This is a genomic window from Stieleria sp., assembly GCF_041595215.1.
Taxonomy (GTDB): domain Bacteria; phylum Planctomycetota; class Planctomycetia; order Pirellulales; family Pirellulaceae; genus Stieleria; species Stieleria magnilauensis.
Genome location: NZ_JBFHKV010000109.1, coordinates 1 through 12,677 on the forward strand (window position 1 = coordinate 1; position 12,677 = coordinate 12,677).

General features: G+C 59.0%; 8 protein-coding genes. 6 read left to right on the forward strand and 2 right to left on the reverse strand.

Annotation, left to right across the window (positions count from 1 at the left end; genetic code table 11):
• The 6 genes from ABX749_RS06625 to ABX749_RS06650 all read left to right on the forward strand — a co-directional run.
• Nucleotides 1-2,097: methyl-accepting chemotaxis protein (locus ABX749_RS06625; protein WP_372895276.1), on the forward strand; the 2,097-nt coding region annotated here is incomplete at its 5' end.
• Between the two features lie 20 nt (nucleotides 2,098-2,117).
• The gene (locus ABX749_RS06630; RefSeq protein ID WP_372895277.1) at nucleotides 2,118-5,093 is read left to right on the forward strand and encodes a response regulator; all 2,976 of its coding nucleotides are present in this window, start codon (nucleotides 2,118-2,120) and stop codon (nucleotides 5,091-5,093) included.
• A gap of 13 nt (nucleotides 5,094-5,106) precedes the next feature.
• Nucleotides 5,107-6,168, forward strand: coding sequence for a chemotaxis-specific protein-glutamate methyltransferase CheB (gene cheB, locus ABX749_RS06635; protein WP_372895278.1), 1,062 nt, complete (start codon nucleotides 5,107-5,109; stop codon nucleotides 6,166-6,168).
• A gap of 11 nt (nucleotides 6,169-6,179) precedes the next feature.
• Entirely contained in the window at nucleotides 6,180-9,020 is a 2,841-nt protein-coding gene (locus ABX749_RS06640; RefSeq protein ID WP_372895279.1) for a protein kinase, read from the forward strand.
• Nucleotides 9,021-9,144: 124 nt separating this feature from the next.
• Nucleotides 9,145-9,516 (forward strand): hypothetical protein, encoded by a 372-nt coding sequence (locus tag ABX749_RS06645; RefSeq protein ID WP_372895280.1) that lies wholly within the window; start codon nucleotides 9,145-9,147, stop codon nucleotides 9,514-9,516.
• Nucleotides 9,517-9,526: 10 nt separating this feature from the next.
• Nucleotides 9,527-10,504 (forward strand): glycosyltransferase, encoded by a 978-nt coding sequence (locus ABX749_RS06650; RefSeq protein ID WP_372895281.1) that lies wholly within the window; start codon nucleotides 9,527-9,529, stop codon nucleotides 10,502-10,504.
• 97 nt (nucleotides 10,505-10,601) lie between these two features.
• On the opposite strand, the gene ABX749_RS06655 is transcribed toward ABX749_RS06650, so the two are convergent.
• Nucleotides 10,602-11,888: a sulfotransferase gene (locus ABX749_RS06655; protein WP_372895282.1), complete on the reverse strand. Its 1,287-nt coding sequence runs from the start codon at nucleotides 11,886-11,888 to the stop codon at nucleotides 10,602-10,604.
• Nucleotides 11,889-11,909: 21 nt separating this feature from the next.
• Nucleotides 11,910-12,677 (reverse strand): aminotransferase class V-fold PLP-dependent enzyme (locus ABX749_RS06660; RefSeq protein ID WP_372895283.1); only part of this gene is annotated, 768 nt, incomplete at its 5' end.

Genomic DNA, 12,677 nt, shown 5'->3' on the forward strand with positions numbered 1-12,677 from the left:
GTGATGGCGGTGGAGAAGCAGGGGACGTCATCGGTGCTGATCACCGAAGGGATCGCGGCGATCACCACGGAAGGGTATTTCTTGTCGGCGTCCGGTTTGAAGCAGGGGCAGGTACACATTTCGCCGATGATCCAAGACCGGTTGGGGAAGGTCGCCGTTCACTTCTGCACGCCCTTTTTTTCCGCCGGCGCCGGCCGCGACGGGCAGACGCTCCAGGGCATTTTCATCATCACCGTCGATGGGCGTCGACTACTGGAGAGTGCGGTCGCGTTTGACCCGTCACGAATGGACAGCGACCGGGAATTCGATAGCCTGAAAATCGAGATTGCCGACGAGTCGATGCAGTTTCTGTACTCCAGCGGTGCCGACGCGTTTCCACTGTTCAGCCCATCGATGTTCGCGGAGGTACGCCCCGTCCGCGCCGCACGCCTGGCGCGTCGCAATACCGCGGGAGCCTATGATCGGGACTTGGACACGTACGCCGAATTCGTCGGCACCGCTGAGCGACCTGATGGCCGTGGGATGGTCGCGACCTATCGGCGGATGTTCTACAACGCACCGGAAGACACGAGTCGATTCTGGTTCGTGGCCTTGAGCGAGTACAGCGAGACGTCACTGGCGAGCGTCAATGAATTGGCAACGACCTATGTGGTGATCGGATCGATCGTCACCCTCGCCGCCTTGCTGCTGGTGTTCTTGATCGCCAGAAAACTGACCGCTTCCCTGTCGGACCTGTTGGCATCGGCGGACCAAATCGCCGCCGGCAATTTGGATACTGAAATCGCCGTCTCGCACGGGATGGGGGAGGCGGGAAAGCTGGAGTCGTCATTCCGCTCGATGACGGGAAAACTGAACGCGATGATTCGCGAGGCTTCCGATCAACAGGCCCGAACCAAGGCGCTCTTCAATGCGACGGCCGACGGTCTGGTGACGATCGACTCTTCAGGAATCGTCACGTCGTTCAACTTGGCCGCCGAAACCTTGTTCGGCTATCGAGCCGATGAGGTGATCGGAAACAACGTTTCGATGTTAACGCCCTCACCGCACCGCGAACAACATGACGGTTATCTGCGTCGCTACTTTGCCACCGGCGAGGCCCGAATCATCGGACACGATCGTGAACTCGATGCGGTCCGAAAAGATGGATCGACGTTCGCGATCTCGCTGCGTGTCTCGGAATTGAAACGCCACGACGAAACGGTCTTCATCGGGCTGATCCAAGACATCACCGCACGCAAGCAGGCCGAAGCCGAACGCGTGAAACTGTTCCAGGCCATTCAGAATGCCGTGCATCGTTTGGCCGTGGCCACCCAGCAGATCCTCGCGACCACCAGTCAGCAGTCCGCCGGGACACAGGAGCAAGCGGCAACGGTAGCAGAGGTCGTGGCGACCGCTGATGAGATCGCGCAGTCCGCGGCACAAGCCGCGTTGCGGGCCGATGACGTCGCCAAATCCGCTCGGCATACGGATGAAATCGGCAACGTCGGGCTCCGCGCCATCGAAGATTCGGTCCAAGCCATGGACAAGGTCAAGCTGCAGGTCGAGTCAATCGCCGACAGCATGTTGTCGCTGGCCGAACGCGCCACCGCGATCGGTGAAATCACCGCGACGGTCAGTGAAATCGCCGAGCAAACCAACGTTCTGGCACTCAACGCCTCGGTCGAAGCGTCTCGCGCCGGAGAACACGGAAAGGGGTTCGCGGTTGTCGCCGCCGAAGTCAAGTCGTTGGCGCAAGAATCCAAGCGGGCCACCGCCCAGGTCCGTGTGATCCTGAGCGAAATCCAACAAGCCACTAATGCCGCTGTGCTGTCCACCGAACAGGGAACGCGTACGGTGCACGATGCCAATGAAGTCATCGGCCAAGCCGGCGGCACCATTCATTCGCTGGCGACGACGTTGGCCGAGTCCGCGCAAACGGCGTCACAAATATCCGCGACCGCCAATCAACAGGCCGCTGCCGTGGGACAGCTGAATCACGGGATCCGCAACATTGATACGGTCACCAAACAGAGTGTCGAAGCGATCGGGCATATCGAAGATGCCGCCCGAAACCTGGCCTCGCTGAGTGACGAATTAGCGTCACTGACCGACCGCTAAACCCATGGGAAATCGACCCGATGAACCGTGATCAACTCGTACAGCAACTGATGGCCACGTTCCTGGATGAACTGCACGTGCATGTCAGTAGCCTGGGGCGAGATCTGTTGGCGTTGGAGAACAACCTTTCCGCCGACGAAAGGGCCGAGGCCTGGACATCGATCTTTCGCGCCGCCCACAGTCTCAAGGGGGCGTCGGCGGTGGTTCACGTCGATCCGATCCATGTCGCCTGCCATCGGCTGGAAGACATTTTCGAACACTATCGCGACTCCGGTCAGACGCTGTCCGAAGAAACGACATCGATTTTGTTGAAGGTCGTCGACGCGATTGAAGAGATCGGCATGCGAATTCGTGCCGAGCAAGGGATCGAAGGCGCGCCGTTGACCGACATGTTGCCTCAGTTGGAGCGACTGGCTGACCAAGTCACCGGCAAAGACGCGGCGACGGCGAACGTCGACACCGCAAGCGAAGCGGCGGATGACGCGGGGGTTGCAGAATCGGTCGACGAAGACGACGAAGCATTCGACGACGATGATGATTTTGAGTTTGACGAAAGCCCGCCGAGTTGCGAGGTGGAGCCGCAGGAAACCGAACGCGAATCCGCACCCAAAATGCCCCCCATCAACGCGGCATTGCTTCCCGTCTTCCTGGAAGAACTCGAAGACCGCTGTGCGAGTCTCAGCCGGGATGCGATTGCGATGGAAAGCGTGACGGATCCTGACGAACGGGTCGAGCTGTTGACGAGCTTGTTCCGTTCGGCACACAGTTTGAAAGGGGCCGCCGGCGTGGTCAAACTCGCGCCGGTTCAAACGCTGTGTCACCGCTTGGAAGATGAATTGGAATCGATCCGCGCGGGGACAACGGAATACTCCACACGCACGGCAACCGCGATGCTCGAAGCGGTCGATGTGATTCGCGACTCGGGAAATCAGCTCAAATCGGGCCGCGAGTTGGATCTGGGCGAGATCGAATCACGGACATCAAGAATCGACGAATTGTTGTCGGGATCGGAGGAGCCAGCGGCCGCTGAGCGTTCGCGGCCTGAAGCCGATGACGCCGAAACCGAGCCGGCCCCGCCCAAGTCGGCCCCGCTCAATCCTGCCGCGCCCAAGCAGGTGGCGGAGGCACCGCCGGCGGCGGTCGCGGTCCAGCCCCAAGCCGAGGTCGCTTCGGGGGCAAAGACCGAGGGAAAGATGCCGCCGACAAAGCGAGTGAAATCCGACCCGGGCGCATCCATTCGAGTTCCCGCGGAGAAGCTCGATGCATTGCTCTCGCACAGCGGCGAATTACTTGTGGCCCGTGGTCGGTTGGCCTTTCGCGCCAAGGACGCCGCGGCGGTGCGTGACTTGGCCGCGGAACTGCGGGGAACCTGGCGTGAGAACGAACAGGCAATGCGCGATTTGGGCGAGCGGACGTTCGACGATCGCGACGTCGCCAATCCGCGGCGGATTGCTGCGGTGATCGAGCACACCGCCAGTCGATTGACCGCACTTTCGTCGCGATTGGACGCGCTGGCCAGTGCGATCGAGTCGGACAACCGTCTGCTTCAACAAACCTGTGGGCTGTTGGATGACGAAGTCTACAACGTGCGAATGTTGCCGTTTTCGGATGCCTGCGGCGGGCTGCAACGGGCCGTGCGTGACATCGCGACCGGGGGCAATAAGAAGATCGAGTTGAAAATTGTTGGTGCCGAGGTGGAAGTCGATCGGTCGGTGTTGGAGGGGCTGAAGGATCCGCTTTTGCACCTGGTCCGAAATTCCGCCGATCACGGAGTCGAGTCTCCGGCGCAGCGTCAGGGCGCGGGCAAACCGGAGCGGGCAACCATTACGGTTTCGGCGGAACTGCGTGGGGGCCAGGTTCAGGTGCGGGTCGAAGACGACGGCGGCGGACTGGATCTGCGACGCATTTGCGAGATCGCGCGAAAACGAGACATCGAGGTTCCCGACGATCCGCGAGAACAAGCTCGCTTGATCTTTGCCCCAGGGTTCTCGACCGCGAAACTGATCACCGACATTTCTGGTCGCGGCGTCGGTTTGGATGTCGTGCAAAGCCAAGTGGAATCCTTGCACGGATCGGTCGATGTGTCGTTCAAGCCCGGTCGGGGAACCCGGTTCACGTTGAACGTTCCGCTGACGTTGACCACGATTCGTTCGATGATGGTCAAGGTCGCCGACCAGACGTACGCGATTCCAACCTCGGCGATTCAGCGTTTGGTACGTTTCGGCCCCAACGACCTCCGCTCCTCGGCCGGCCGTGATTCTCTGCTTCTTGGTGAGGCTCCGATGGTGGTTGCGTCGCTGGCCCAGACGTTGCGATTGCCCTCGAAGGGATTGTTGTCGGGCAGCGCCACCAAGGGGCTTGCCATCGTGTTGCAGGTCGCTGACCAGTCCGTCGCGGTGGTCGTGGACGAGGTCTTGTCTGAGCAAGAGGTGTTGGTCAAGAATCTTGGATCGCGGGTGCGTCGGCTGCGGCATTTTTCTGGCTGCACGTTGCTGCCGACGGGCAAGATCGCGTTGGTCATCAACGCGGCCAACGTGGTTCGGACCGCACTGGGGCTGAAGCTGGATCAGTTGGCGGCATCGCGGACGTCGATGAGTTCGGGCAAACAAAGTGTCGCCGGGCCGGATACCCATGGCAGAACGCTGCTGTTGGCCGAAGACTCGGTCACGACACGGGTGCTGTTGCGCAATATCCTGGAATCGGCCGGCTATGAGGTCACGACGGCCGCCGATGGTCAACAAGCGTGGGAGCTGATCCAGGAAAAACCGTTTGACATTCTCGTCACCGATGTCGATATGCCGAGGATGGACGGATTCGAATTGACCGCGGCGCTGCGCGGTCTGGAATCGGCGGCGGATTTGCCGGTCGTGCTGGTCACCGCACGCGGCTCCGATGCCGACAAACAGCGGGGCGTTCAGGCCGGCGCGAACGCCTACATCGTGAAAGGAAATTTCGAGCAACAGCATCTGCTCGAAACCGTCGCCCAACTTATTTAGGAAGCCGCAGAGCATGCCGAGGGTCTTGATCGTCGATGACTCACCGACGGCGCGTGAGGTGCTGGCAACCATTTTGGGATCCGATCCGGACCTGGAGGTGGTCGGTTTTGCCAGGAACGGACGCGAAGGGGTGGCGCAGGTCAAAAAGTTGAAACCCGATGTGGTCACGATGGATTTGAACATGCCGGTCATGGACGGGTTTGCCGCAACCCGTGAAATCATGATCGAGGAACCCACGCCGATTGTGATCATTTCCGGGGCCGGTCGAGCCGCCGAAGTCGAGACGGCGATGGAGACGCTGCGAGCGGGAGCGGTGCACCTGTTGCTCAAACCGGTCGGACCGGCATCCCCCGAATACGACGCCCGAGCAAAGGAAGTGGTCCGAGTCGTCAAAGCTATGGCAGGTGTCTTTGTCATTCGGCGGCGACGACATCTGATGCCCAAACAGTCCGATCAGGTTCATGCGGTGTCTCCACCGGACTATCTGACCAAACCTCACCGGATCCGCGTGATTGCGATCGCCGCTTCGACCGGTGGGCCGCCCGCACTGGTTAAAATTCTCGGCGCGCTACCGACCGATATCTCGGTTCCGGTACTGATTGTCCAGCATATCGCCGACGGATTCATGGACGGTTTTGCGAACTGGTTGGACGAGGTCATCCCGCTGGACGTGAAGATTGCCAAGGATCATGAGCCCTTGTTGCCGGCGACGGTTTACTTTGCGCCCCAGGATCGACATCTCGGCGTCAGTCAATCACGCATTCGACTTTCCGACGCGGCTCCGATCGGCGGCTTCCGTCCCGCCGGCACCCATCTGTTCGAGACCGTCGCCGAGGCGTTCGGCTGCGATGCGGTGGGCGTGATCTTGACCGGGATGGGCAACGATGGTGTCGAGGGGCTGATGAAAATTCACAACGCCGGCGGCGTGACGATCGCTCAGTACGAAGCTTCGTGCGTGGTGTTCGGGATGCCGCGTGCCGCCATCGAAGCCGGTGCGGTCGATTCGGTTCTTCCCCTCGATGCGATCGGCCCACGTCTGGACCAATTGGTCGTCAACCGCCCTTCCGGGAATTGACGGCGATCGAGGTGGTCATCGATGATGGGGGCAGGATTTGTTACAATCACAACATCGCGACACGCGGCCGGTCAGACGCCTATGCTGAACTCCAACGTCAACTTTGGTATGACACGATGACGCCAGAGCAACGCGACGAAACGATCGAAGCGCTCTTCTCCGAAGCGGTCCGGCTTGATCGACGCAGTCAGATCGAATTACTTGAATCGTCCAGTTTGCCCGAGGACATCCGCCGCGAAATCGAAGTGCTTCTGGACGCCGAACGGCGGTTGGAGTCGGGCGAAACACAAGTCCTGGTGAGCGACCAGGAGCACGGATCCGAGCTTCAGGCGTTCTCCATTTTTGATCGCACGTTGGCTGGCCTGACGATCAACGACCATCAGGAAACCCCGTCGACGGGGACGGCGGAATCGGTCGAGTCGGCGGCCGAGCCGAGCACGATCGGCAAGTTCCGGATGCTGCAGTTGCTCGGTATCGGAGGCTATGGACAGGTTTGGAAAGCCTACGACACGGTTCTGGATCGTTTCGTTGCGCTCAAGATCCCGCGTGATGACGTCAGTTATCGATTCAATCGAAAGATGGTTGAACGCGAGGCGCGGGCCGCGGCGCAATTCCAGCACCCGAACATCGTCACCATTCACGAAGTGCATTTTTACGGCGACCGAGCGCTGATTGCGAGTGAATTGATCGAAGGTGTGACGCTGTCCAAATTGATCATCGCATCATCCCTGACGGTCAAGCAGGTCGCTGAAATGTGTGCCAAGTTGGCCGATGCCATCCATTATGCGCATTGCCGAGGCGTGATTCACCGCGATTTGAAACCGTCCAACATCCTGATCGATCAGGACGGCGAACCCCACGTCACCGATTTCGGCTTGGCCAAGCGGGAACTGGCCCATGCGACACTTTCGGCCCACGGCAGCGTGTTGGGCACGCCGACCTACATGCCGCCCGAACAGGCACGCGGTGATTCGCATACCGCCGACGCTCGCAGCGATATTTATTCGCTGGGAGTGATTCTGTTTCAGATGTTGACGTCTGAATTGCCATTTCGCGGCGACCGCCAAGCCGTGATTCAGAAGGTGATCTATCTCGATCCTCCCAGTCCCCGATCGTTGCGGCCCGCGATCCCACGAGATCTGGAAACGATCTGTCTGAAGTGTCTGCAAAAATCTCCCTCACGGCGTTATCAGAGTGCCAAAGACTTGGCGACCGATCTCGAACTCTGGTTGCAGAAAAAGCCGATCCACGCGCGGCCGGTCACGCGGGTGGAGCGGGCGATGCGGCTGTGCGCACGTTACCCCGTGGTTTCGTCGCTGGCGACCGCGATCGCCGTGCTGATTGTGGTCAGTCTGGTCGCGATCACCAGTCTGTGGATCCGCGCCAATCACAACCAAAAGACGGCATTGCGTCACCTGGAACGCCGAACCGCAAACTTTGACAAGACCATCGAAGCGGTGGAAGTGATGCTGAGCCGTGTGATCGAGCGGGAGGAGCCCGAGTTCATCCCCATCCAACAAGAGCTGCTTCACGAGGCGTTGAAGCTCTACGAACAGCTCGTCGACACCAACGGTGATGATGCCGACAGCCTGATCGAAAACGGGCGCATCCGGACTCGCATGGGATACCTGCATGAGTCGTTGGAGAACCCGGCCGCTGCGCTGGCGGCGTTTCAGGCGGCGATCGAACAGTTTGAAACCGCGCTGGCCGGTTCGAGCGATGCGCGAACCAGTGAAGAGTTGGCCGAAAGCTACCGTAGTGTCGCCCGAACGATTCTGCAGATGTCCGTCGACGGAGACCCTCAGTGGGACGTGTGTGAAGACGCCATTGAACGCGCGATCGAAATTGACAGCGCGGCACCCCCGGTGGAGCGCGGACGGCGTTTTGGGTTGGCAAAATCGCACAACTTGCGGGCGCGGATGTGCGTTGCAAAAGACGAACCCGAACGTGCCGAACAAGAATACCTGCGGGCAATCGAGCTACTCGGCGCGGTGAGCAAGAATCGCCCCGATTCGGTGGTGGTGACGTTGTCGCTGATTTGGAATCGACATCAATTGGCCGACATGCTTCTACGGCATGGTGACTTCGAAAAATCACGACAGATTCACGAGGATCTGTTGAAGCAACGCCTGGCGCTGCAACGTGTTGCTTCCGACGCGTATCGTTTTCATCCTTCGACGGTCGTTCAGTTTCCATCGCCCAATCAGACGTTTTCGTTGCGTCGTGATTTGGCGGCCAGCCACCGCTCGTTGGGGCAGATCTGCGAAGCGGAGAATGACGATGTTGCTGCCGCGGCGCATTTCCGCGCGGCGGCGGGGTTCATTGATGAAGTCGTTCGTGACTACCCCCATCGCCGCGGTCACCGGGATGCCAAGGGGGGAATTCATACGCGGTACGCCCAAATCCTGATGCGATTGGGAAAACGCGACGAGGCCCTCGAACACTTTGACATCGGATTGAAAAGCTGGAATCAAGCGGACCCGGTCACGCTGGACAAGAACCGGCTCAAAAACTTTGCATCCCAGCATGCAGCGGCAGGTGCGCTGGCCAAGACCATCAACAACAACGAATCCGCCATCCTTCATTTCATTGCCGCACAGGAGTTCTATCACCAGCTCAGCCGGATCGTCCCGGCGGAGCCTTCGGTGATCTTGGCGAACATCCGTGTTTCCCTCGATCTGGCTGAACTCCGACGTCAAAGCGGGGACGAGCGTGCCGCCGAGGAGTTGATTCAACAAGCGACCGAGTTGACCGAGGTGATGCGAAACATCGACGAACCGACTCGGGAGTTACAGAATGCTCTCCAAAGCGCCGAACGGTTGCTGCAGCGGCATTCGGCGGGACGCATCTGAGCGCCTTCAAAACCAAAAATGCAGGAGACCCTGTGCAATTTTTTGGGGTTTCGCATCACAACGCGGCAGCGAGTTTCCGTTAATCTATGGGTCGACGTCATTTCTTCCTCCGAGAGTGTGTAGCATGAGCAAGAAAAAACAGCGCCGGGTGTTACGACAGACCATGCAGCCATTGGTGGAATTGTCGGATCGATTGGCCACCACTCGGCTTCAATCGGCACGGATCCGCGTCCGGCGCGCCGAGCTTCAGCTCAAACGCGAACGCGTCCGGACGATCGCGGACGAACGATCCGTTCTTAGCACCGCAGAATTCACCGCACGCATCAACCGCTTGGCGGATCGTTTACGCGAGAACCGGCGACGCATCGGTCGGATCCGCCAGGCGCGACAACGCGAAGTGGGCATCCTGCTCGGAGCCGATTTCAGCTACCTGGAGATTGCCAAGCACAACGAAGACTTTTCACTTTACACGGGGTATTTTGGTGGCAATGACTGAAGACGGCGGAATGAGTTTCCAAGACGGAACGATCATGTTGGTTGCCGATGCGGCCCCGTTTTCGACGCGAGATGTGTGGGAGGGCTATCTGGAAGGATTGACCGAGGCGGGGGCGAACGTGTTGCCCTATCCGACGTTTTCCATCCTGGAATTGCTCAGCCCCAATTTGCTCGGCAGTGATCTGATCGGCAAAGCGATGGACATCCGAAATGGCGTCCACGCGGTCGTCTTCATCAGCGGGATGTACTTTCGGGAGACGCGCAGCTGGGTCGTCGAATCGCTGACCCGACGCGGCATGCCGACCATTTTGATCGCCACGGACGATCCTTATGAAGACATCGGAATGCGAGATTGCTATTCGACGCGGTTTACGAACGAGTTGTCCTGTGCCAATGGCCAAGCGGCCTATCTACCGACGGCGACGTTGTTTCCGCCGGCCTTGGACGACGATCCGTGGGTGCGGGATCTCGTCTTCGTCGGCACCGTTTTCGAAGATCGCTGGGAATGGATCCGGCAAATTGCGATGTACTGCGAACTGAACGAACATCGCTTTGATATTTTTGGGCATTTCCCGACGATGCGTGATGGGCTCCAGGATCTGGATTACGTGCGAGTCATTCCCGGCACCGTGTCTGCCGAACAGAAGTGGAGTCTGTACAGCCAAAGCAAACTGGTGCTGAATATTTTTCGCGATGCGGGAGAGAAGCGACCACAGTCGGCAAGCCCGAGGGTGTACGAGGTCGCCGGGTTGGGACGGCCCGCCTTGATCAGCAACCGCCGCGACGAGGTGGAGCAAATTTTCGGCGACGCGATCTACCTGTTTGATGACATCGAAAGCTTTGGGGAAGTGTTTGAAGAGGCGATCGAGTCGGATGCGGAGAGGCAGCAGAAAGTCCGACAAGCCCAGGAAATTGTGTTGCAGGGGCATCTCTATCAACATCGCGCCTCGACGCTTTTGGGCGAAATTCAAAAGCTATTGACGGACTGAGGATCGAACGGAGAACAAGTCTCGGAACTTGCCTGTGGGATAGGTTTTCACGGAATCATTCCAGCACGCGACAGGCAGGAAGCCTCTCCCACTCGGTTTACACGTCGTATCCGGATTCTTGCAACAGTTCGCCAAAGACTTCGTCGCAAAGCACTCGCAACTTTTGCGGCAGATCAGTTTTCCATCGTCCCACCGAGGTACGATCGTCGGCTGTTGTCCGGTGAAAGTCCAAGTCTTGACAGATCAACTGGTGTGCTTCGATGACGCCCGCGACGGTGGCCGAGTCGCTGTTGATCTGCAGATAGTCGAAGATCCGCGTCAATGTGGAATCCGGTTCTAGCACAAGGTCTTCGTATCGCACGCACAAACAATGTTCTTTGCGAGCTTCGGCGACGCCCAACAGTCGGGCAATGTCGTGCCGTTTCATACGGATGAATTCCGCGTCACTTTCGACGTTCTCTCGACCAAACGTAGCAAAGCCGCGTTTGTGGTTGAACGCGATCATCGAACAGACCATGTCGCGGAAATCGCGAATCAAGATGATTTCCTTGGCGTTGGGGTACAGTTCGCGGGCGATCCATTGAAGGTGGCACGGAAGTGACTTTTCGGCAAAGTACGTGACGCCGGTCGATTTGTGATTGATCGCAGCGATTTCGCCGTACAACTCGTCGATATTCTGCAGCGCAAATTCAGCGGTACGATTGATGTAGGCGTTACCGAACCAGTCGCCGAGGGTCGGCCGATTGGAGATGACTTCGCTGTTGAACGGGCACGGCGGTAGAACGCTAAGATCGGATTCGAACGTGTTCTTTCCGAATGACGGTTCGGCAAGGATTTTCAACATGTGAAACCAATACCCGGCCGGACGTGCTTCAAATGGGTATTGGGCGTCGAGCACGATCGACGGGTGCTGCGCAAGCGTCTGCATGGCCCGCGTGGTTCCTGTCCTGGCGAGCGACGTGATCGTGAGCGGTGAGAGCTTGGGGGCGTAGGCGGGTCGCAGGGGATCTCGCTCGCCGCGAATCGTGGCGCAAGGCGCGCGTCGACCGTTTTGCAAGACCGCGAACACGTCAATTTGAAACTGTGGCGGCAGCCCCAACGTTCCGAAACTGCAACGGAAACCGCACGTCGACGCGCCTCGAACGTCCGCGTGTCGGCTCGCGGCGGTCTCGTTGTGAAGTGTGACGGGGATGGTTTTCCAAGGGACCCCGCCATGCATCAACTGAAGACGGCGAACCTTGCCACGTCGGGCCAACGCCCAACCGTCCAGACGTATGCTATTGGAATCGATCTCCTTTCCGGGGCTCGGCTCATGCAGTTCAAAGCCGTACAGGATTTCGTCCAGATTCTCGTGGTAGGCCACGTCAATGCGATGAATCGTCAAACTGGCTTCTCCAACAGGTCTTCAACCGAGCGATTCGATGACGGAAAGCCCTGCCCGAATGTCGCGGCGGTTGGTGTACAGCCCGAACGAGAATCGCATGCAGGGCGTCTTGTAGGGACTGGCACTCGCAATCACGCCGTTGCGAGACAGTTCGGTTTCGAGTTCGTTGGGATCCCATCCGTTGACGTTGAAACAAACGATTCCAGAGGACAGGTCTTGCGACATCGGAGTCAGCAATTCGACGTGCGGCATCTCGGCGAGTTTCCGTTTGCAAAACTGTGCCAAACGGTGGATCCGATGCTGGATGCGTTGTTTGCCGATGGCGAGCTGGAAATCGAAGGTATCGGCGAGTGCCCAGCGGTATTCATAGCTATGGTAGCCGCCCGGTGTCATCCGTCGCCCGATGGCGGCGGAATCGACGAGCCCCTTGCGCCAACATTCGATACGTTCCGCTCCGAACGGCGGGATCGTGGGGCGGACGCGTTTCCAGCCCGCTTCGCTGCCCCAGATGATGCCGGTTCCACGTGGACCGCACAGTGTTTTGTGGCAGCCGGCGATGAAAAAGTCGCAACATCCCTCCTGCAGGTTGAAGTCTTCAACTCCCAACGCGTGGACGCCATCGACGACCAACAGAATCTTTTGCTCGGCGGCGCGGTCCTGGTTCAGATGGGTGATGCGCTGAGCGATCGTCGACAGCGGCAGCTTGACACCCGTTGATGAATGCACCCACGTGACCACGACCACGCGGGTGGCATCGCTGACACCGGACAGCAATTGGTTGACCATCAC